Annotated in this window: 14 protein-coding genes; 8 read left to right on the top strand and 6 right to left on the bottom strand. The window is 68.7% G+C overall.

Annotated elements, in window-relative coordinates:
• Positions 1-16: 16 nt before the first annotated feature.
• The 4 genes from HEP75_RS14775 to HEP75_RS14760 all read left to right on the top strand — a co-directional run bounded on the left by HEP75_RS14775 (position 17) and on the right by HEP75_RS14760 (position 6,245).
• A complete protein-coding gene (locus tag HEP75_RS14775; RefSeq protein ID WP_185826618.1) occupies positions 17-532 on the top strand; it encodes an RNA polymerase sigma factor in 516 nt (171 codons plus the stop codon).
• Between the two features lie 20 nt (positions 533-552).
• Positions 553-1,566 carry a FecR domain-containing protein gene (locus HEP75_RS14770; protein WP_255423868.1) on the top strand — a complete coding sequence of 338 codons (1,014 nt, stop codon included), beginning with the start codon at positions 553-555 and terminating at the stop codon, positions 1,564-1,566.
• A 139-nt stretch (positions 1,567-1,705) separates the two neighbouring features.
• Complete coding sequence (locus tag HEP75_RS14765; RefSeq protein WP_185824028.1) at positions 1,706-4,639, top strand: TonB-dependent receptor; 2,934 nt, start codon at positions 1,706-1,708, stop codon at positions 4,637-4,639.
• 10 nt (positions 4,640-4,649) lie between these two features.
• On the top strand, positions 4,650-6,245 hold the full coding sequence (locus HEP75_RS14760) for an alkaline phosphatase D family protein (protein ID WP_185824027.1): 1,596 nt from the start codon (positions 4,650-4,652) through the stop codon (positions 6,243-6,245).
• 137 nt (positions 6,246-6,382) lie between these two features.
• On the opposite strand, the gene galA is transcribed toward HEP75_RS14760, so the two are convergent.
• The 4 genes from galA to HEP75_RS14740 form a co-directional block, all read right to left on the bottom strand.
• Positions 6,383-8,938 (bottom strand): beta-galactosidase GalA, encoded by a 2,556-nt coding sequence (gene galA, locus HEP75_RS14755; RefSeq protein ID WP_185824026.1) that lies wholly within the window; start codon positions 8,936-8,938, stop codon positions 6,383-6,385.
• Positions 8,935-10,116: an arabinogalactan endo-1,4-beta-galactosidase gene (locus HEP75_RS14750; RefSeq protein ID WP_185824025.1), complete on the bottom strand. Its 1,182-nt coding sequence runs from the start codon at positions 10,114-10,116 to the stop codon at positions 8,935-8,937. Before HEP75_RS14750 ends, galA begins: the two co-directional genes overlap by 4 nt.
• 22 nt (positions 10,117-10,138) lie before the next feature.
• On the bottom strand, positions 10,139-12,826 hold the full coding sequence (locus tag HEP75_RS14745) for a TonB-dependent receptor (RefSeq protein ID WP_185824024.1): 2,688 nt from the start codon (positions 12,824-12,826) through the stop codon (positions 10,139-10,141).
• A 463-nt stretch (positions 12,827-13,289) separates the two neighbouring features.
• Positions 13,290-14,186: a LysR family transcriptional regulator gene (locus tag HEP75_RS14740; RefSeq protein ID WP_185824023.1), complete on the bottom strand. Its 897-nt coding sequence runs from the start codon at positions 14,184-14,186 to the stop codon at positions 13,290-13,292.
• A 102-nt stretch (positions 14,187-14,288) separates the two neighbouring features.
• Between HEP75_RS14740 and HEP75_RS14735 the strand changes: the two genes are divergently transcribed.
• Positions 14,289-15,296: a putative sulfate exporter family transporter gene (locus HEP75_RS14735; RefSeq protein WP_185824022.1), complete on the top strand. Its 1,008-nt coding sequence runs from the start codon at positions 14,289-14,291 to the stop codon at positions 15,294-15,296.
• A gap of 22 nt (positions 15,297-15,318) precedes the next feature.
• Here HEP75_RS14735 and HEP75_RS14730 read toward each other — a convergent pair whose 3' ends face one another.
• Positions 15,319-16,200 (bottom strand): SDR family oxidoreductase, encoded by an 882-nt coding sequence (locus HEP75_RS14730; protein ID WP_185824021.1) that lies wholly within the window; start codon positions 16,198-16,200, stop codon positions 15,319-15,321.
• A gap of 254 nt (positions 16,201-16,454) precedes the next feature.
• Between HEP75_RS14730 and HEP75_RS14725 the strand changes: the two genes are divergently transcribed.
• From HEP75_RS14725 to HEP75_RS14715, 3 genes are all read left to right on the top strand, one after another.
• Entirely contained in the window at positions 16,455-16,832 is a 378-nt protein-coding gene (locus tag HEP75_RS14725; RefSeq protein WP_185824020.1) for a hypothetical protein, read from the top strand.
• A 13-nt stretch (positions 16,833-16,845) separates the two neighbouring features.
• On the top strand, positions 16,846-18,045 hold the full coding sequence (locus HEP75_RS14720) for a zinc-dependent alcohol dehydrogenase (RefSeq protein ID WP_185824019.1): 1,200 nt from the start codon (positions 16,846-16,848) through the stop codon (positions 18,043-18,045).
• A gap of 63 nt (positions 18,046-18,108) precedes the next feature.
• Positions 18,109-19,110 carry a cation diffusion facilitator family transporter gene (locus HEP75_RS14715; protein WP_185820607.1) on the top strand — a complete coding sequence of 334 codons (1,002 nt, stop codon included), beginning with the start codon at positions 18,109-18,111 and terminating at the stop codon, positions 19,108-19,110.
• A 118-nt stretch (positions 19,111-19,228) separates the two neighbouring features.
• Here the strand turns inward: HEP75_RS14715 and HEP75_RS14710 are convergent, their stop codons facing one another.
• Entirely contained in the window at positions 19,229-21,292 is a 2,064-nt protein-coding gene (locus HEP75_RS14710) for a 3-hydroxyacyl-CoA dehydrogenase NAD-binding domain-containing protein (protein ID WP_185824018.1), read from the bottom strand.
• Between the last annotated feature and the right edge of the window lie 98 nt (positions 21,293-21,390).

The raw sequence follows: 21,390 nt of genomic DNA, 5'->3' as shown, positions 1-21,390 counted from the left end.
GGTGCGGCCGATCAGCGTGAGCAGCGTCAGGATCTGGGAGAAGAGCTACCAGCTGCGGCATCGCCTGCTGCGCGGCTTCTTCCTTCGCCGCGGCTCGCATGCCGAGGATGCCGAGGACCTGGCGCAGGAGGTCTACCTGCGCCTGCTGCGCACCACCGGCGATAACGCCGAGGCCGTCGCCAATCCCGAGGCGTATCTGTACACCGTGGCGGCCAACCTGGCCCGCGAGCATGCGCGCTCGCGCTCTGCGCTGCCGCCGCTGGAGGATGTCGAGCTGTTGGCCGAAGTCCTGAAGAGCGAAGAGGATGTGGAGGGCGCGTTCGAAAGCAGGCAGCGCTGGAGCGATATCCGCAGGGCCATCGCGCAGCTGCCGCCGGCCACGCAGCGGATGATGGAACTGCACTATCGCGATGGCCTGGAGTGCCCGCAGATCGGTGCGCAGCTGGACGTGTCCGTGCACATGGTGCGCAAGCACATCGGCAAGGGCCTGGACGCCTGCCGCAAGGCGCTGCGCGCCAGGGAGGACGCGTGAACCGGCAGGAGCCGCCAGCCGTGGACGGGACCGTGGCCGAGCAGGCGGCCCGCTGGTTCCTGCTCAACCGCGAGGCGCCACTGAGCGAACCGCAGCGCCTGGCGTTCCTGGACTGGATGCAGCGTTCGCCCGAGCACGTGCGCGAATACCTGCATGCCTTGCACCTGCATCGCCAGGTGGGCGCCGCGATGGGGATGGCGCAGCAGCAGGTGGTGGCTGCCGGTCGCGCAGCGCACGGTGCGCACGGCACCCTGGCCAAGGTGGTGCCGTTGTTTGCCAGCACGCCGCGCACGCAGGCACCGCGCGTGCGCCGCGCGCGCCGTGGCTGGACGCTGGCGGCCGCAGCGGCCTGCATCGCGCTGGGGCTGGGTTTCGGACTGCTGCACCTGCAGTCGCAGACGCTGCTGCTGACGGCCGGACACGGACAGTTGCGCGACCTCAGGCTTGCCGACGGCACCCAGCTGCGTCTCAACGCGGACAGCGTCGTGCGTGTGCGCATGGGCTGGCTGGCGCGGCGCGTGGAGTTGCTGCAGGGCGAAGCCACCTTCGACATCGCCGCGGATCGGCGACCGTTCCTGGTACAGGTGGACGGCCTGCAGATCCGCGATATCGGTACCGTGTTCGATGTGTCGCGGCGCTTGCAGGGCACCCGCATCGGGGTGATGTCCGGCGAGGTGGAGGTCTGGCGCAGCGACGCCGATGCGCGGCGCCTGGCGCAGCTGGACGCCGGCCGGGTGGTGCTGGTCGATCAAGGCAGCGGCGCGGTGCAGCGGCTCGACATGCCGGCCTCGATGCTGCTGGACTGGCAGCAGCGCAAGGTCTCCTTCCTCGACGAACGCCTGGACGAAGTCGCGGCAGCGTTCAATCGCCACAACACGGTGCAGGTGGTGGTCGAGGACGCGGCGGCCGCATCGGTGCGCCTGTCCGGCAGCCTGGACGCGCACCGGGTCGCGGCGCTGCAGGCCTTCCTGCAGCGCGATGCGCGCTTGGCGGTGCGCCGCGATGGCGACACGGTACGGGTCTCCAGCCGCTGAGCGCGAGCGCACGGGCGCTGTCAAAAAAAATTCATCGAATCCGCGTTCTCCACTTCCGCGTTTTCCCGCTCTTTCTTAGGAGAAGCCGCCGTCGATCCGCGACGTGGGCCCGCCGTCCTCTCTCCTCCAAGGAACCGCAATGCGGAAGCAGCTCTACCTGTCGATGGTCCTCGCCCTGTCACCCTGTCTGCTCGCCCAGGCGCGCGCGGCGACACCGGATGGGCTGGAAGTGCGGGTCACCGTGCCGATCGCCGCGCAGCCGTTGGGCCGCGCGCTGGAACAGCTCTCGCGCAACTCGGGCGTGCAGTTCCTGTATTCGCCGGCCGGCACGGCGCGCATGGGCGGCGCGGTGCCGGCGGGCGCCACCGTCAAGCAGGCGCTGGATGCACTGCTGGCCGGTACCGGCCTGACCTATGCGGTGGTGGACGGCAACGTCATCGCCATCGATCCGACCCCGGCGCGCAGCGAACCCAAGCCGGCCGCGCCGCCGCCGCGCGAGGACGAGGGCAGGGTCGCCCCCACCCTGGATGCGGTGAAGGTGATCGCCGCGCACGAGGTGATCGAGCAGAAGAAGACCTCGCCGATGATCCGGGACTCGGTGATCTACGACGAGATGGATAGCTACGGCGACGAGACGCTGGCCGAGAGCCTGATGGCCGCGCCCGGCCTGAGCGCGGTGGAGGACGCGGGCGAGCCGCGCTACGTGACCGTGCGCGGCGTGCAGGCCAACCTCAACTACACGACCATCGACGGCATCGCGATCGCCAGCGTGGGCGCCAGCGGCTCCGGCGAGCGCATGAACAACCTGCAGCTGATTCCCAGCGACGTCGGCACCCGCACCGACATCTACAAGAGCTTCAGCGCCGAGCAGGCGCCCGATGCCATCGGCGGGGTGATCGACATCATCAGCCGCAGCGCGTTCGACCGGTCCGGCAAGTACGTTTTCGCCGATCTAGCCGGCATCTATTCCACCGCCGAAACCGACGTCGGCCGCAGTGCCGGCGGCGACCACAAGACCCTGGGCCACTTCGGCAAGAGTGCCAAGGCGGTGTTCTCCAACCAGTTCGGCGCCGACCAGCAGTTCGGCATCGTGGCGGTGGCGCGCTACGAGCAGCGCTCGCGCAACAGCATCAAACGCTGGGTGGAATCGAACTACTACTACAACGATGCCGGCAAATACCTGACCGACGGCACCACCGAGCCCAGCGAGGCCACCGGCTGGAACGGCCTGCGCGCGCCGGGCAACTTCAGTACCGGCACCTACACCAACTACATCACCAACTTCGGCGGCTCGGCCAAGCTGGAGTGGAAGCCGTCGGACCAGCCCTTCTACGCTTCGCTGCTGCTGTACTCGTACCGGTTCTACGAGAACTCGACGATGAACAAGACCGACCTGTACTCCAATGCCAAGTTCCCGATCCGCGACCAGACCGAGGACAGCGGCACCACCCAGATCAACAGCATCTACATCAAGAACCGGCACGACCGCTGGGACCGCAGCAACCGCGGCGCCATCGCCCATTTCAGCTGGGACGTGGGCGACCTCTCCAAGCTCACCCTGCGCGCCGGCCACACCGAAGAGACGTTCGACAACACCCAGGTCTACTGGGGCGTGCGCGCCTATCCGAGCAACCTGTTCGTCGATTACGCCAACGACAGCCATGGCTTTCCGAACGCGATCGGCGTCTCCGATCCGAGCCTGCTGACCAGCTCGGCGTTCAAGCTCAATCCGGCGCAGGCCTACACCTCGCCGCGCCAGGCGCAGGAGACCGTCGACAACCTGCGGGTGGACTTCACCCACAACATCGATGCCGATGCGCGCGGCTTCGGTGTCGCCGCCGGCGCCGAGTACCGGCACCTGAACATCTGGCAGAACGTGGATTTCGACTACTACAAGACCAGCGCGACGCTCAACGATTATCTTTATCCGGGCGCGACCCTGCTGGGCACCGTGCCGGGCTTTCCGTTGATCGACAACCGCAAGTGGAGCGAGCAGCTGGCGCCAACGCTGGGCGACAACAACGCGGCCTACCCGAACGACAACGTCACCAGCGACTACAAGTACGTCGAGGACATCAGCAACGCTTACGTCTCGGCGCACTACGCCTGGGAGCGGCTGCTGCTGATCGGCGGCCTGCGTTACGACCACACCCGCTTCGATGCGTTCAGCCCGTTCAGCGCCGACGGCGGCAAGACCTATACGGCCGACTTGCGCAAGACCGGCGGCGGCTACGACAACCTGCTGCCGTCGTTGAACGCGACCTTCAAGCTCAGCGAAGACCAGCGCCTGCGTTTCTCGGCCAGCCGCACGCTGGGCCGGCCGACGCCGAGCAATATCGCCCAGGCCACCAACACCAGCTGCGGCGACGACGGCCAGGGCGGAAATTTCTGCACCATCCAGCAGGGCAACGCCGGCCTGGAACCGCGCCGCGCCACCAACCTGGACCTGGCCTGGGACCTGTACTTCAACGGCAACAACGGCCTGGTCTCGGTGGCGCTGTTCGACAAGGTCATCAAGGACGACATCTACACCCTGACCACCTTCCAGACCATCGGCGACATCCGCTACCGGGTGACCCAGCCGATGAATACCGACGAATCCACGCTGCGCGGCGTCGAGTTCTCCATCGCCAACCGCAACCTGCATTGGGGCCGGCAGCGCTTGGACATGTATTTCAACGCCACCCGGCTGGAAGGCCGCACCGACTACCGGATCAGCGACGGCAGCGAGCGCCGCCTCGACCGCCTGCTGTACCAGCCGGACTGGTCGTTGAACGGCTCGCTGATCTGGCGCATGCCGTGGCAGGGCGCGCAACTGCGCGTGTCCGGCACCTACCGCAGCCGCATGCTGGTCGACTTCGGCGATACGCAATGGCTGGACTCGTACTACGACCCGTACATGACCTTCAACCTGGCCTTCAGCCACCGGATCGGCAAACACGTGACGCTGAAGTACGAGGCCAAGAACCTGTTCAACACGCAGCCGACCTACAGCACCGGTCCGAACGGACGCTTCCGTACCGAGATCGACGACTACGGTCGTTTCTTCTACTTCCACCTCATCTACAACTGAGGCGCTGGCCATGACCACATTCGATCGCAGGCGCTTTCTCGCCCTGTCCGGCCTTTCCGCGTTCGGCGCCTGGATGGGCACCGCCTCTGCGCTGGCCGCGCAGACCGACGCCAAGTCCCTGAGCCCGCGCAACCTGCTCGCCGCGCCACGGTTCGCGAGTACGCCGTTCGCCCTCGGCGTGGCCTCCGGCGATCCGGCGCCGGATGGCGTGGTGCTGTGGACGCGGCTGGCGACCGAGCCGCTGGTGTTCGGCGGCGGCATGCCGGCGCGACCGATGGTGGTGGAGTGGCAGGTGGCCAGCGACGAGGGCTTCGGCACGCTGGTGCGGCGCGGCTCGGCGCTGGCCCATCCGGAACTGGGCCATGCGGTGCATGTCGAGCTGGAGGGATTGGCTCCCGGCCGGCCGTACTGGTATCGCTTCAGCGTCGGCGGCCACGCCAGCCCGGTCGGTCGCACCTGCACCTTGCCGGCGGCGGGCGCGAGGGTGGAGCGGGTGCGCTTCGCGGTCGCCGGTTGCCAGCAGTACGAGGAAGGCCACTACACCGCATGGCGGCGCATCGCCGAGGAGCCGCTGGACTTCGTCTTCCACTACGGCGACTACATCTACGAGGGCGAAACCAAGCTGGGCGTGCGCAAGATGAACGGGCGCCCGTTCACCAACCTGCGCAACCACGTCGGCCCGGAGATCTACACCCTGGACGACTATCGGCGCCGCTATGCGCAGTACAAGAGCGATGCGGACCTGCAGGCCGCACACGCGGCGGCGCCGTGGTTCGTGACCTTCGACGATCACGAGGTGGACAACAACTGGGCCGGCGCGGAAGACCAGGACGGCACGCCCAGCGAGGTGTTCGCGCTGCGGCGCGCGCAGGCGTTCCAGGCCTACTACGAGAACATGCCGCTGCGGCGCACGTCGTTGCCGCGCGATGGGCGCATGCAGCTCTACCGGCGCGCGCGCTACGGCGACCTGATGGACCTGCACCTGCTCGATACCCGCCAGTACCGCAGCAAGCAGGTCGACATGGCGCAACGCACGCAGGTGGAGTCGCCGGCGCGCAGCATCGTCGGCGCCAAGCAGGAACAATGGCTGTTCGACGGCCTGGCCGACGCGGCCCCGCGCTGGCATACCATCGCCCACCAGGTGGCGTTGGGCAATTACGCGGAAGAGAAGAATGGCGCGGTGGTGTTCTCCGACGATCAATGGTCCGGCTACCTGGCCAGCCGCCGGCGCCTGCTCGAGCACATCCAGCGGGTCGGCTTCGGCAACGTGGTCACCACCTGCGGCGATGCGCACCGCCATTACGCCAGCGATCTGGTGCAGGACAATGCCGATTCCGGGATCGTCTCCAGCGAATTCCTCGCCACCTCGATCAGTTCCGGTTCCGACGGCCTGGGCGTGGATGCGTCGGCCGAAAGCACGCTGCGGCACAGCCCGCACCTGAAGGCCACCACCGACAAGCGCGGCTATGTGCTGTGCGACGTCACCCGCGATGCGTGGATCGGCGACATGAAGACGCTGGACCAGGTGATGCAGCCGAACGGCACGCTGCAGAGCTGGAAGCGCTATGCCGTGGAACACGGCCGGCCGGGGTTGCAGGATGCCTGACACCGGCGCATGCGGGCTCGCGAGCAAGGCGGGCGCAGGGCGGCTTCCGTGTTACCCACTCGCCCATGCGGCGCAGCAGCGCGGGCGCGGGCCACTAGGTCCGCTGGTTCCGGGACAGGCGCGCTGCATGCCGCGTTTCACGCCAGGAACGCGCGTGCGTTGGACTTCACCGTCCGCAGCGCCAGCCGTGCCGGTGTCAGCCCAGGGGCGCTCGCTTCCAGCACCAGCGTGCCGGCCACGCGGCTGGTCTGCAGCAAGGCCATGCACAGCCCGTTGAAGGCGCGACGGCTGTCGCCCTTGTCGTTCTCGTGGCTGGCCGGATCGCCGTTGCCCAGGCCGATCAGCCGGCCGGCACCGCGGACGGCGAAGCGCACGGCGTTGTCGGCGGTGGGGACGATGCGGCCCTGCGTATCGACGATCTCGACCGCGACCACCGCGACGTCCTCGGCGTCGGCAAGCAACGCGTTGCGGTCGCTGCGCAGGCGTATCGCGGCCGCTGCGCCGACGGTCGTGCGGGTCTGCGCCAGTACCTGCTTGCCGTCGCGATAGCCGCGCGCTTCGATGGTGCCGGGCGCGTACTTCACCCGCCATTCGACGTGGCCGTAGGCGGGCACGGGCTGCAGGCCCTGGCTTGCGCCGTTGACCAGCAGTTCCACCGCGTCCAGGTTGCTGTGGCACCAGACGTCGACCATGCCGTTGTCGCGTTCGTCCAGCATGCCGTCCCAGTTCCAGTGCGGGAACAGGTGCAGCACCGGTTCGCGGGTCCATTGCGCGCGGTAGTACCAGTAGTTGTCCTTGGGGAAGCCGCAGCTGTCGAGGATGCCGAACTGCGAGGCCACGTTCGGCCAGCGGTTGTACGGGGTGGGTTCGCCGCGGTAGTCGAAGCCGGTCCAGACGAAGCCGCCGGCGATGTAAGGCCGCTGCGCGACGTAGCTCCACCAGGCTTCTGCGCTGCTTGCCCACCATGGGTAGTCGAGGTCGTAGGCGCGTGCGTAGCCGCGCGTATCGTCGCTGCGGTAGTTGCCGCGCACGCCGACGGTGCTGCCGGTTTCGCTGCCGTAGATCGGGATGTCGGGATGGCGCGCGTGGAAGGCGTCCATCTGCGGGGTGCGGTAGTTGAAGCCGAGCACGTCCACCACCTGGCCGACGCCGTCGTCGAAGCCCTGGTCCATCGCGAAGGTGGTGGGGCGGGTCGGGTCCAGGCGCCGCACCAGCCGCTGCATGCGCGCGACGATGCGTGCGCCGCGCGCGGTGACCATCTGCGGCTCCTCGTTGCCGAGCGACCACAGCATCACGCAGGGATGGTTGCGGCCGCGCCGCACCATGGTTTCCAGTTCGGCCAGCGCCTCGCTGTCGGAGGACATGCGCCGGGTCTCGTCGATGACCAGCAGGCCGAGCCGGTCGCACAGTTCCAGCACTTCCGGCGCGGCCGGGTTGTGCGAGCTGCGGTACGCGTTGCAGCCCATCGACTTGAGCTGGCGCAGGCGCCATTCGTGCAGGCGCTCGGGAATGGCGGTGCCGACGCCGGCATGGTCCTGATGGTTGTTGGTGCCATGCAGTTTGAACGGCGCGCCGTTGAGCAGCAGGCCGCGCTGCGGGTCGAACTGCAGGCTGCGCACGCCGAAGCGGGTGGTCAGCGCATCGCAGGCGTGGCCGTCGCTGTGCAGGTGGGTGGACAGGGTGTAGCGCTGCGGGGTGTCCGGCGACCACAGCGCGGGCGTGCCGAGATCCAGCGTCTGTTCGACGCGCTGCACCACGCCCGGCGCCACGACGACCGGCGCCGCGGTCGCGCGCGCGACGATGCGCCCGTCCGGCGCGCGGATCAACGAGGTGACGCTGCAGCTGCGCGGTTCGGCGCCGCTGTTGCCGAGTTCGGTGCTGACCAGCGCCTGCGCGGCGCCGCCTTGCCACGGGCTGCGCACGAACACGCCGTCCAGCGGCACGTGCAGCGCATCGGTCTTGCGCAGCCACACGTGGCGATAGATGCCCGCGCCCTCGTAGAACCAGCCTTCGCCGAGGGTCGCGTCCACGCGCACGGCGATGACATTGCGCTTGCCGTAGTCGAGCACGTCGCTGAGATCGACCTCGAAGCCGCAGTAGCCGCTGCCGTTGCGGCCGACGATGTGGCCGTTGCAGAACACGATGCAGTCGCGGAACACGCCATCGAATTCCAGGCAGATCCGCTTGCCCAGGTCGTCGGCCGGAATCTCCAGTTCGCGCCGGTACCAGCCGATGCTGGTCTGCGGGTCGTTGCGGCCAAGCGGCTTGTAGCCGTGCGCGGCCGCCGGATCGTCGGCCAGCATGGCGGCGGAGGCGGGGTCCTGGCGTAGCGGCAGCGCCACCGCCCAGTCGTGCGGCAGGTCGATCGCGTCCCAGCCGCTATCGTCGAAGCCAAGCAGGGCCGCGTCGGCGGTGTCCTTGCCGGCCTTGGCGTAGGTGCGTTGGAACGTACCGAAGTTGAAGTCGCGTGCCGGGTCGTCGGCGTGGCCGAGGTGGAAGCGCCAGCCGAAATCGCACAGCAGGCGTTCGCGCGGCGCTGGCGCATCCTCGTCCAAGCTCAGCGTCGGACCTGCGCCGCTGGCGCTCGCGGCCAGCGCTGCCGGCGCCAGGGCCGCAGCCGCGCCGGGAACGGCCACCTGCACGCCGCCGGCGACCAGCGAACGCAGCAGTTCGCGTCGGCTCAGTTCGATCATGGTTGCGGGTCCTGTGCGTGCGGCGCCGTCGCCGCGTCGGTCCTGGCCTGCGGCGCGGGCCGGTAGGCGTGGCGCATGAAGCCGATGCCGGGCAGCAGTTCGTTGCCATGCGCGAAATCGAAAAAGCTGGCGTTCTCCCACGACGAGCCGGTGCCCCAGCGCGTCTTGCAGCTGCTGCTGGTCCAGGCCGGCTCCCAGTACACGACGCCGCTGCCGCCGTTGTCGATCACCAACTGGGTGAGGTCGACCAGGTAATCCAGTTGCCCTTGCGGCGTGGCCGGGTAGCCGGCGATGAGCGAGTCCTCGCCGAGCAGGTTGTGCGAGGTGTCGCCGCTGGCCAGCGTCCACGGGTAGGCGGTCTCCACCACCATCACGTCGGCGGAGTAGCGTTGGCGCAGGCGCTTGATGGTGGCGCCGAGTTCGTCCATCGATTCGCTGGACCACTTGCGGTAGTAGCTGATGCCGATGAAGTCGAAGTCGCGCACACCGGCCTTGCTCGCCGCGGCGAACCACGGCTCCACGTTCTCCGGTTGGGCGATGTGCAGCATCACCTTCGGTTTGATCGCCGAGCGTGCGCCGGCGTCGCGCACCGCCTGGATGCCGGCGCGCAGCAGCTTTGCATTGCGCGCCCAGTCGATCGGCCGGCGCTTGTCCCACGGCTGGCTGTCCATCAGATCCGAGTTGCTCTCGTTGCCGACCTGCACCAACTCCGGCATCAGCCCGGCGCGGTCCAGCGCGCTCAGCGTGTCGTAGGTGTAGCCGTACAGCGTGCGCGCCAGTTCGTCCTGGTCGGTGATCGCGGCCCAGGCCTTGGGAATCAGCTGCTTCTCGCCATCGGCCCAGTCGTCGGAGTAGTGGAAGTCCAGCAGCACCTGCATGCCCTGCGCGCGGGCGCGGCGGATGGTCTTCTTGACGTCGCTCAAGTCGCTGTAGCGGGTCCAGCGCGCGTCGTTCCACAGGCGCACGCGCACCAGGTTGGCGCCGTGCGCATGGAATAGCGCGAACGGGTCCTGCACCGCGCCGTGTTCGCGGTACTGCACGCCGCAGTCCTCCATTTCGTTGACGTAGGACAGGTCGGCGCCCAGGTACAGCGGGCCGGCGCCAGCGGCGGCCGAGGCGAGGGCGGCGGCGAGGGCCAGCGCGAGCGCTGGCATCCAGTGACGGCGTGTGTGCGGCATGCGATACCTGCGGCAGGTGAACTCAGAACGTGTAGGTCGCTTCCAGGGCGAAGCGGCGGCCGAACAACTGATAGCCGCCATCGTCCTGGTTGGCCAGGCGGTTGCGCTTGTTGTCGCTGTAGGCGCGCAACGGCTCGTTGCTCAGGTTGCCGACCTGGAACTTCAGCCCCAGGTGCTCGCTGAAGCGCCAGGCCAGGCTCAGGTCCACCGTGCCTTCGCTTTCCAGCCGCGCCAGGCGCGCGGCGTTCCAGCCGTACACCACGGTGTAGGGGCTGTGGTACTTGTAGCCCACGCGCGCCTCGAACTTGCTGTTGCTGTACCACAGGTCGAAGGTGCCGGTGTTGCGCGCCAGGCCGCTGAGCGGCAACGGATCGTCGGCCGGCGAGAACTCGTGCAGGTTGGACTCGACGTAGGAGTAGTTCGAGTAGATGCCGAAGTTCTCCATGTGCGGGATGAAGAAGAACGGCGTCTGGAAGGTCAGCTCGGCGCCGTTGATATAGCCGCCGCCGCCGTTGAACGGGCCGCTGATCAGGTAATCGCGCCCGTCGATGGTCTCGTGCTGGGTCTTGTAGCCGATGCTCGAGTCCACCCACTTGCGGTACAGCGCCAGCGCGGCCAGCGCTTCCTTGTGGAAGTACCACTCGTAGGACAGGTCGAGCTGGGTGGCGCGGAACGGATTCAGTTGCGGGTTGCCGCCGCTGCCGGTGAGCTGGCCGATGGTGGTGTTGGGGTCGTCGAGCGCGCGGCCGGTGCGCAGTTCGTCCAGCGGCGGACGCGCGATCACCTTGGCCACCGAGAAGCGCAGGATGCGCGCGTCGTCGAGCAGGAAGTTCAGCGTGGCGCTGGGCAGCACGTCGGTGTAGTCGTTGCTGGCGCTGCTGGGCTGGACCACGCCGCCAACGGTGTCGTAGCCGTCGCTGGTGGTGTCGGTGTGCACCGCGCGCACCCCGACGTTGCCGGTGACGTCGACGCCGAACCATTGCGAACTGAATACCGCCTTGGCGAAGGCCTCGCGCACGTTTTCCTTGACGTTCCAGTGGTCCAGCCGCTGTTCGGCGTTCAGGCTTGGATCGAAGCCGCCGAAGCCGAGCCTGGCGATCGCGTCCAGATCGCCGCCGGTCAACGTCGGCACGTTGAGGTCGGGCATCTGCACTGGATGGATCAGGTCCTGGTAGGCGGAGATCGGCTGGTCGTAGCCCGACTGGAAACTGGTGAAGTGGCGGTTCTCCTTCTCGCGCCGCGCCGCACGCGCGCCGAACTGCAGCGCGGTGATCGGCGAATCCTCGATCGCGCGGCTGGCGCTGAGCGCCAGCGCCGCGATCCGGTCGCGCAGCGCCTGCGGCTCGGTCTGCCCGCTGATGCCCCATTCCGGCGTGTCGGAGCTGGTGCTGATGGTGGGGGTGACGCCGTGGCGGAAATCGAAGGACACGGTGTCCGGATTGCTGCCGAAGCGCACCGCGCGCCAGTTATTGTCGCGCTTGGCCTGCGAGAACGACAGGTCGCCGCCCAGGGTCCACACGTCGCCGCTCCACTTGGCGTTGAGGCCGCCGGCGGCAAGCGTCTTGACCTCGCTGTAGTGGCTGATGACGTGGTCCACCTGCAGGTTGGAATCGGCCAGCGTGGCGGCGACCACGTCGCCGTCGACGATGGTGTAGGACGAGCCCGGCGTGGTGTACGGATTGCTGGCCGAGAAGATGCTGTAGCCGAGGTTGTTGAACCAGTTCTGGCGCTGGTCCTCGTCGATCTTGATTCGCGAATACAGGCCGTCGAGCTTGAGTTCGAGGTTGCCCGAGCGCCACTGCACGGTGCCCATCGCACCGGTGCGGGTCTGTTCGGTCAGCTTGAGCTGGTCGGCAGCGCCCCACGGCGTGTAGTCGACCTTGCCGTCGCCATCGACGTCGCGCGCGTTGCTGTCGTCGGTATAGCCCCAGCTGCCGATCGAGACGCCGGCGTTCTTCTGCTTCTGGTAGGTGGCGCCGAGGGCGATCGCCAGGTTGTCGTTGAAGCGGTGGATCCAGCTGGCGCCGAGGCGGTTGCCCCACGGCGAATAGCCGTCCACGTCCTTGGCCTCGTCGTAGTAGATCGGGCCGGCGGTGCCGACGAAGCTGGGGCCGCTGTGGTCGAGCGGGCTGATCGTGGAGATGTCCACGGTGGCGGCGATGCCGCCGGCCACCAGGTCCGCCGACTGGGTCTTGTAGACCTTGACCGTGGAGACGATCTCGGTGGGGAACACTTCCCAGCGCACCGCGCGGTTGGGTTCGGAGGAGGCGATCTCGCGGCCGTTGACGGTGCCCATGGTCATGCGCGGGCCCAGGCCGCGCACCGTGGCCAGGCTTTCGTTGCCGCGGTCGCGGGTGCCGTTGACGCCGGGCAGGCGCACCAGCGCCTCGGCCACGGTGACGTTGGGCATCTGCCCCATGTTGTCGGCGGAGATCACCTCGACCACGTGGTCGTCGAGCTGCTTGGCCTGCACCGCCTGGTCGAGGCTGGCGCGCTGGCCGATCACCATCACGTTGTCCAGGGTGACCGGCGCCTGCCCAGTATCGCTGTTCGAGGTGCTGGCCGGCGGCGCCGGATCGGCGGCGACGTTCTGCGCGTGGGCGCCGAAGCTGCCGGCCAGGGCCAGGACGATGGCCGCGCCGAGCAGCGTGCGGGCGGCGTGGTGCTGCGCGCGCCGGCTAGCCGGGCGACGGTGTTGTTCAAAAGGCATCTTTGTTCCCTCCCAGGACAAAAGTTACCAAGCAAGTTGAAATGGGACCGGACAATCCGGTCCTCCTGGCCGCGCTGGCAGGTCGCAGGGGTTAGTCCCCGTGCGGATGGTGCGAACGTGCGTCGTGTGGCCGCCTCGCTGCGCGAAGCTTGTTGCGTCCCGGCTGTCGTCGGTGGCGGAGTTTGCCCCCTTGCCGCCGCGCCGATCGCCTGGAACTGGGGCGAGCATAGGAGTGACTGCCATTCCATTCCAATGAAGCATTTACTGCCGGCTATCTTGTTTTGGAATTGATCGCCATGTTGCAAAGCGGCATGGCGCCAGCGCTGCGGAGCGGCCGGAGGTTGCGCGCGGATCCAGTTGCGGCGCGGCAAGGCGGCGCGCCTGTAGTCCAGGCTCAAGACCGGTGCGCGCGCCGACGCGTCTGCGCGTGTGGCGCGCCAGGATCGCCGCGACTGTGTCGGCCTCAGCCAGTTGCGTCCACGGTGTCGCCGCTGTCGAGCAGGGCCGCCGCCGCCGCACCCAGGCTGCGTTCGCGATGGCGCAAGGCGTGGAACGTGCGTGCGCCCAGCGCCATGCCGACGCGCTGCAGGCGGCCGCTCTCCAGCCACGGCGCGGCCGCCAGTTGCGAGATCGCCGCCAGGCTGTGGCCGGCGTGCACCGCCGACAACACCGCCTCGTTCGAGGGCAGGGTCAGCGCCACGCGCAGGCGTTCCGGCGCGACCCCGGCCGCGCGCAGCGCTGCCTCGAACTCCGAGCGCGTACCCGAGCCGGCTTCGCGCATGATCCAGGTGCTGGCCTCGGCCAGTCGCGGCAGGCCCAGGCGCAGGCGTCCGGCCAACGGATGGGTCGGCGCGGCGACCAGCAGCAGGCGGTCGTGGCCGAGCGGAGACAACTGCAACTGCGGATCGTGTACGCCGCCTTCGACGAACCCAAGTTCCGCCCGCCCGTCGATCACCGCGCGCGCCACGCTCTCGGTGTTGCCGACGCTGAGGCGGATCTGGATCTGCGGGAAGCGCGCGTGGAACGCCATCAGCCGCGTCGGCAGCCAGTAGCTGGCCACGGTCTGGCTGGCGTGCAGATCCAGCGTGCCGCGCAGCACGCCGCGCCACTCGCTCAAGGCCAGTTCCGCGGCGCGGGTGCGCGCCAGGATCGCCTTGGCTTCCTCGAAGAACGCCGCGCCGGCGGCGGTCAGCGCGATGCCGCGCCCGACCCGGTCGAACAGCGGCACGCCGTACTGGGTTTCCAGCGCCTTGATCGCGGCGCTGGCCGCCGACGGGGTGCGATGCGCGGCCTGCGCGCCCAGGGTCAGGTGCTGGCGTTCGGCGACGGCGACGAACAGGGCGAGTTGTTCCAGGGTCACGGCGGGATCGTTCGGTTGGACCGAACGAACTATCCAACATTATGCGATGGAATGACAGGATGGTCGGGTGCATCCTGCCGCCACTTCGACAGGGTGGCGGCAATGCACAAGGCACGAGACAAGGGCGCGGCACTGTTGCCTGGGTTGCTGCTGGCGATCGCGGTCGCCGCGCTGGCGTCGCTGGCGGAGCAGGCGCAACTACGCTGGCTGGGCCGGCCGTGGATCGATGCGCTGGTGTTCGCGATCGCGCTCGGCACCGTGTTGCGCACGGCGGTGCGGTTGCCGGCGCGTGCCGACGCCGGCATCGCGTTCGCCGCCAAGCTGCCGCTGGAAGTGGCGATCGTGCTGCTCGGCGCGTCGGTCAGCTTCGGTGCGGTCGGTGCGGCTGGCGGCCTGCTGCTGGGGCTGATCGCGGCCACCGTGTTGTTGGCGATCGGCATCGGCTACGGCATCGGCCGCCTGCTCGGCTTGCCGGCGCGTCTGGCCACGCTGGTGGCCTGCGGCAATGCGATCTGCGGCAACTCGGCGATCGTCGCCGCCGCGCCGGTGATCGACGCCGATTCGGACGAGGTGGCGGCCTCGATCGCGTTCACCGCGGCATTGGGCATCGTGGTAGTGCTGCTCCTGCCGCTGGCGGTGCCGCTGTTCGGCCTGGATCAGCGCCACTACGGCATCCTCGCCGGCATGACCGTGTACGCGGTGCCGCAGGTGCTGGCGGCGACGCTGCCGGTGGGCGCCATCAGCGCGCAGGTCGGCGCGCTGGTCAAACTGATGCGGGTGGTGATGCTGGGGCCGGTGATGCTGCTGCTCGGCCTGACCGCGGGTCGGCCGGGTACCGCGCGCCTGCCGCTGCACCGCTTGCTGCCGTGGTTCGTTCTGGGCTTCGTCGGCATGATGCTGCTGCGCTCCTTGGGCCTGTTGCCGTCGGCACTGGCAGACGCGGCGCAGCGCGTTTCCGCGCTGCTGACCCTGGTGGCGATGGCGGCGCTGGGGCTGTCGGTGAACCTGCGCTCGGTGCTGGCCTCCGGTGGCCGCGTGCTGGCCGCCGGCACGCTGTCGCTGCTGTCGCTGGCGGCCATCAGCGGCTTGATGCTGTACTGGCTGCCGTGATGCCGCGGCAGCCGGAGCATGCTCAGCCGCCCTGGATGCGGCCGCTTTCGCCGGCGCGGTACAGGGTGCCATCGGGATCGCGCGCCGGCATCGGTTGCTTCTGCTGCTCGCCGCGCATCGCCGACATGCGGTCGGCGAGCCGCGGCAGCATGTGCGTCACCGCCGTATTGGCCTTGGCCAGCAGGCCCACCTTGACGTCGCGTCCACCGTGCTCGGCGGCGTGCAGGATGGCTTCGGCGACGCGCATCGGGGTGATCATCGGCTTCGGCAGGGTCGGCTGCTCGCGCATGTAGTTGCGCGCGTGCTGCGGGTAGGGCGTGTCCACCGCGGTGGGCTGGATCAGCACCACCGACACCGGCAGCTTGTCCACGTGCTCCAGCTCGATCCGCAGCGCATCGGTAAAGCCCTTCACCGCATGCTTGGAGGCCGAGTACATGCCTTGCAGCGGCACCACGGCCTCGGATGCTTCGCTGCCCAGGTTGATCAGGCAGCCGTGCGAGGCGACGAGATGCGGCAAGGCGACCAGCGAGCCATGCACCACGCCCCAGAAGTTGACGTCGAACAGGCGCTTGCTGTCCTGGTCGGCCACCTCCGCGAGCTTGCCGTAGATCGCCACGCCGGCATTGTTGATCCAGGTGTCGATGCGGCCATAGCGGCGCAGTGCGGCGCTCGCCGCGGCTTCCAGTTGTTCGCGATCGGCGACGTCGGCGGCGAGCGCGATCGCCTCGCCGCCAGCGTCGCCGATCGTACTGACCACGTCCTCCAGCGTCTCGCGGCTGCGCGCCACCAGCACCAGCTTGGCGCCGCGCTCGGCGGCCATCAGTGCAGTGCACAGGCCAATGCCGCTGGAGGCGCCGGTGATGACCATGACCTGTTGTTCGATGGGATGGTGTTGGTACGCCATGGCGTTGCTCCCAGGACAAGGACGACCCACGCTAGGCCGCACGCCGTGGCTTGGCGGTGAAGCGCAGATCGCTGCCGCGTCAAGGTTCGTACGCAAGCGTTGACGCTGCGTAGCGCGACGTGAGACGCCGGCGAAGCCTGGGTGAAACGCGGATCACATGGCGTTGCCAGCCGCTGCGGATGCTGACCCGTGCAGGCCACTGCGCGCGGCGTGGGACGCCGCCTGGTCTGCCTGGTCACCGTTGGAGCATTCGCATGCAGGCATCTTTTTCCTCTCCGCACGTGCCGCCGTTTCCGCAGCTTCCGGCCACGCAGGTCGTGCGCGGCCTGCGACGCGGCGGTTACGCTTTCGTCTCCGAACAATGCGAGCGGCTGCACAGCGACGTGCAGCTGCAGACCGAGCTGAGCGTGCGTCCCGCGCCCAATGGTTTCGGTTGCGAAACCTTGCTGGCCGTGGAGTACCGCGTGGAAGGCGGCCCACTCGCGCAGGCGGCGGCGAAGCTGGTCGGCGCCGCGCCTGACGCCGTGGTCGCCACGGTCCTGCGCCGGTTCAAGGCGTGGGTCGAATGCGGCGAGGTACCGACCTTGCGCGACAACCCGTCCGCGCGCGAGCGCGATCAATCCCGAGACTGAAGAGGACATGCCCATGCGCGCACTGTGCTGGAACGGCGTGAACGACCTGCGCGTGGAGACGGTGCCCGATCCGCGCATCGTCAATCCGCGCGACGTGATCCTGAAAGTCGGACTCAGCACCACCTGCGGTTCCGACCTGCACTTCATCGATGGCTACATCCCCAGCATGCGCGAGGGCGACGTCATCGGCCACGAGTTCATGGGCGAGGTCGTAGAGGTCGGGCCGCAGGTCAAAACCCTGCGCGTGGGCCAGCGCGTGGTGGTGCCGTCCTTCATTTCCTGCGGCGAGTGCTGGCACTGCGGGCGCCAGGAGTTTTCGCTGTGCGACAACACCAACCCGAACTGGGAGATGCAGGAGCCGCTGCTGGGTCATCCCACCGCCGGCATCTACGGTTACACCCATGCGTTCGGCGGCTATGCCGGGTCGCATGCGGAGTTCATCCGCGTGCCGCATGCCGACGTGGGCTGCTTCCCGATTCCCGACGAAGTGGCCGACGAGGACGCGCTGTTCCTGTCCGACGCCGGGCCAACCGGATTCATGGGCGCGGATTTCTGTCGCATCGAACCGGGCGCCACCGTCGCTGTGTGGGGTTGCGGCGGCGTCGGCCTGATGGCGCAGCAGAGCGCGAAGCTGCTCGGCGCCGAGCGGGTGATCGGCATCGATCGCCTGCCCGAGCGGCTGGCGATGGCGCGCGACGTGCTCGGCGTGGAAACGATCGATTATTCGGCGGTCGACAGCGTGGTCGACATGCTGCGCGAGATGACCGGCGGGCGCGGCCCCGACGCATGCATCGACGCGGTCGGCATGGAAGCGCATGGCACCGGCCTCGGCTATGCCTACGATCGGGTCAAGCAGGCGCTGCACCTGCACACCGATCGCGGGCAGGCGTTGCGCGAGGCGATCCTGGCATGCCGCAAGGGCGGCGTGCTGTCGATCCTGGGCGTGTACGGGCTGATGGACAAGTTCCCGCTGGGCGCGATCATGAACAAGGGGCTGACCGTGCGCACCGCGCAGCAGCACGGGCAGCGCTATGTGCCGCAGCTGCTGGACCTGGCGCGCAGCGGAGCGCTCAAGTCGCGCTTCCTGGCCACCCACAGGATGCCGCTGGAGGATGCGGTGCGCGGCTACGACATGTTCAAGCACAAGCACGAAGGCTGCGTGCGCGCGGTGTTCGTTCCGGGCATGGCGAGCGCGGCGGCGGCCACGGTGTAATAGTCTCCGCGGCGGTGCCGGCCTAAGGTGGCGGACATTCTCCGCAGACGTCACCGGCCAGCCATGGGACACGACCACAGCCACGCACCGACCGAGATCCGCCACGAGAAACCGCTGTGGTGGGCGCTGGGGCTGACCGCCACGTTTCTGTTGGTTGAGATCGCCGGTGCGTTCCTGACCAACAGCCTGGCGTTGCTGTCCGACGCTGCGCACATGGCCACCGACACCCTGGCGCTGATGATCGCGCTGGTCGCGGTGCGGCTGAGCCGGCGCCCGCCCGATGCCAAGCGCACCTACGGTTACGCAAGGCTGGAAGCGCTGGGCGCGCTGTTCAATGGCGGCATGCTGTTCGTGGTCGCCGCCTACATTTTGTGGGAAGCGGTGCAGCGGTTCCGCCAGCCGCAGGACGTGGCCACGGTCGGCATGCTCGGCATCGCCGCGTTCGGCCTGCTGATCAACCTGATCTCGATGCGCCTGCTCAAGGCTGGCAGCGGCGAGAGCCTCAACATGAAGGGCGCCTACCTGGAAGTGTGGAGCGACATGCTCGGCTCGGTGGCGGTGATCGTCGGCGCGCTGGCGATCCGCCTCACCGGCTGGAAGGTGATCGATCCGATCCTGGCAGTGCTGATTGGCCTGTGGGTGCTGCCGCGTACCTGGGTGCTGCTGCGCGAGGCGATCAACGTGCTGTTGGAAGGCGTGCCCAAGGGCGTGGACATGGCCGCGGTGCGTGGCTATCTGCGCGGCGTTGCGGGCGTGGAGGACGTGCACGACCTGCACGTGTGGGCGCTTGCCTCCAGCACCCCGGCACTGACCGCGCACGTGGTGATCGCCGACGGCGCCGATGCCGACGCGTTGCGTGCGGCCCTGTGCGATGGCCTGCATGCGCGCTTCGACATCGACCACATCACCCTGCAGATGGAAGCCGGGCACTGCGGCGCGGAGCCCTGCGGCACGCCGGCGCGCGCTGCATCGGGTACGCACGACGATCATGCGGATCACGATCACCACAAGCACGACGACCATGAGCACCGGCACCGCCATGCACATGGGCATTCGCATTCCTGACACGGGTCGGGCGTCTTTCGTCTCCTGTAGGAGCGGCTTCAGCCGCGACAGGATCTATCGGTAACGCCTGTCGCGGCTGAAGCCGCTCCTACAGTGGCGCAGAGGACGAACGGCGGACTCAGGCCACCCGCTCGCGCAGCGCCGGCGCATCCCAGCCAGGGCGCGGCGCGAAGCGCTCGCCGTAGCGCGCCTGCAGTGCGCGCAGCCGCTCCAGCAGCGCGTCGGCGCCGGCCGCACGGATGTGCTGGATCGGGCCGCCGCGGAACGGGGCGAAGCCGGTGCCGAAGATCACCCCGGCGTCGAGCAGGTCCGCATCGGCGACCACGCCTTCGTGCAGGCAGGCCACCGCCTCGTTGAGCAGCGGCAGGATCAGGCGGTCTTCCAGATCGGCCGGCGCCTGGTAGTCCTTGTCCACTTCCGGCTTCTTCGCGCGCCCGTTCTCCCAGGCGTACAGGCCCTGGCCGTCCTTCTTGCCGCGCTTGCCCGGTTCCACCGTCTGCAGCGCCGCCGGAATCGGCAGGCCCAGGAACGGCGCCAGTTCCGCGCCGACGCCGGCGGCCACGTCCAGGCCCACGGTGTCGATCAGTTCGATCGGCCCCATCGGCATGCCGAACTTCACCGCTGCCTTGTCGATCGCCGGGCCGGGGATGCCCTCGGCGTAGGCGGTGGCCGCTTCCAGCAGGTACGGGAACAGCACCCGGTTGACCAGGAAGCCGGGCGTGCCGGCGACCGGCACCGGCAGCTTGTCGATCGCCTTGCAGAACGCCGCCAGCCGCTTCTGGTTGTCGGCGGCCAGGCCGTCGTGGCAGACGATCTCCACCAGCGGCATCTGCGCCACCGGGTTGAAGTAGTGCAGGCCGGCGAATTGCGCCGGGCGCTGGATGTGCTCGCGCAGTTCGGTCAGCGGGATCGAGGAGGTATTGGTGCTGAGCAGCGCATCCGGCTGCATCCGCGGTTCCAGCGCCTGGTACAGCTCGCGCTTGGCCTGCGGGTTCTCGATGATCGCCTCGATCACCAGGTCGGCCAGCGGCACGCCGTCGCCGGCCAGGTCGCCCTTCAAGCGCGCCGCCACCGCCGGACGCTTGCCGTCGTCCTTGACCCGCTTGGCGAACAATTCGCCGGCGCGGGTCAGGGCCCCATCGATGAAGCGCTGTTCGCGATCCTGCAGCGTCACCTCGAAGCCCTTGTAGGCCGACCACGCGGCGATGTCGCCGCCCATCACTCCGGCGCCGACCACGTGCACGTGGCGGATGCCATGATCCTTCCCGCCCAGCGCCTTGAGCCGCTCGGTGAGGAAGAAGATGCGGATCAGGTTGCGCGCGGTCGGCGTGCTGGCCAGCTTGACCACCGCCTTGCGCTCGGCGTCCAGCCGCGCCTGGATGCTGCCGCCGCCGCTGCGCTCCCATACGCCGATCAGCGCGTACGGCGCGGGATAGTGTTCCTTGCGCGCCTTGCGCGCGACCTGCTTGCGCATCTGCGGCGCCAGCAGTTTGCGCGCCGGCCAGGTGTTGGTGGCCCAGGCGGTGGCGCGCTGCTTGAACGGGCGCGCGCTGCCGGTCAAGGCCAGCGCCACCGCGGTATCGACCAGCACCGCCGGCGCGGCGACCTTGTCGACCAGGCCCATGGCCCGCGCCGCCGACGCCGACACGGTGCGCCCGGTCAGCATCAGGTCCATCGCCGCCGGCGCGCCGATCAGCCGCGGCAGGCGCGCGCTGCCGCCCCAGCCGGGAAAGATGCCGAGCTTGGTCTCGGGCAGGCCGATGCGGGTGGAGCCGTCGCTGGACGCGACCCGGTAGCGGCACGCCAGCGCGATCTCGGTGCCGCCGCCCATGCAGAAGCCGTGGATCGCGGCCACGGTCGGGCAGGGCAGTTCGGCGAGTTTCTGGAAGGTGGCCTGGCCGCGGCGGATCGCGTCGTTGACCGTGCCGCGGCGGTCGAATTCCTGGAATTCCTTCAGATCCGCGCCGGCGATGAAGCCGTTGGCCTTGGCCGAGCGGATCACCACGCCCTTGGGCGGGTCGATGGCGATGCGTTCGAGCAGATCGCCCAGCTCCAGCAGCACGTCCTGCGACAGCGCGTTGACGGGCGCGTCCTGGCGGTCGAGGCTGAGCACGACGACGCCGTCGTCGCGGATATCCGCTTGCCAATGACTGAATCGGAGCCCGTCGAAGCCTGAAAGCATGGGGAGGACCATCCGCTTATGTATGGAGAAGATCGTTATCATCCAGAGGTTGTTTCCGTTGCGTCAAATCCCAATCCACAGGGGAGTGACGCGGGTCC

This window comes from Xanthomonas sp. SI, assembly GCF_014236855.1.
Lineage (GTDB): Bacteria > Pseudomonadota > Gammaproteobacteria > Xanthomonadales > Xanthomonadaceae > Xanthomonas_A.
Note: the sequence above shows the minus strand (reverse complement) of the source record. Positions and strands in the feature narration are given on the sequence as shown.

What these genes read in the sequence shown, in the direction of transcription:
- HEP75_RS14765 (WP_185824028.1), top strand. Translation starts at nt 1,706, where the DNA reads ATGCGGAAGCAGCTCTACCTGTCGATGGTCCTCGCCCTGTCACCCTGT.
- HEP75_RS14760 (WP_185824027.1), top strand. Translation starts at nt 4,650, where the DNA reads ATGACCACATTCGATCGCAGGCGCTTTCTCGCCCTGTCCGGCCTTTCC.
- galA (WP_185824026.1), bottom strand. Translation starts at nt 8,938, where the DNA reads ATGATCGAACTGAGCCGACGCGAACTGCTGCGTTCGCTGGTCGCCGGC.
- HEP75_RS14750 (WP_185824025.1), bottom strand. Translation starts at nt 10,116, where the DNA reads ATGCCGCACACACGCCGTCACTGGATGCCAGCGCTCGCGCTGGCCCTC.
- HEP75_RS14745 (WP_185824024.1), bottom strand. Translation starts at nt 12,826, where the DNA reads ATGCCTTTTGAACAACACCGTCGCCCGGCTAGCCGGCGCGCGCAGCAC.
- HEP75_RS14735 (WP_185824022.1), top strand. Translation starts at nt 14,289, where the DNA reads ATGCACAAGGCACGAGACAAGGGCGCGGCACTGTTGCCTGGGTTGCTG.
- HEP75_RS14730 (WP_185824021.1), bottom strand. Translation starts at nt 16,200, where the DNA reads ATGGCGTACCAACACCATCCCATCGAACAACAGGTCATGGTCATCACC.
- HEP75_RS14725 (WP_185824020.1), top strand. Translation starts at nt 16,455, where the DNA reads ATGCAGGCATCTTTTTCCTCTCCGCACGTGCCGCCGTTTCCGCAGCTT.
- HEP75_RS14720 (WP_185824019.1), top strand. Translation starts at nt 16,846, where the DNA reads ATGCGCGCACTGTGCTGGAACGGCGTGAACGACCTGCGCGTGGAGACG.
- HEP75_RS14715 (WP_185820607.1), top strand. Translation starts at nt 18,109, where the DNA reads ATGGGACACGACCACAGCCACGCACCGACCGAGATCCGCCACGAGAAA.
- HEP75_RS14710 (WP_185824018.1), bottom strand. Translation starts at nt 21,292, where the DNA reads ATGCTTTCAGGCTTCGACGGGCTCCGATTCAGTCATTGGCAAGCGGAT.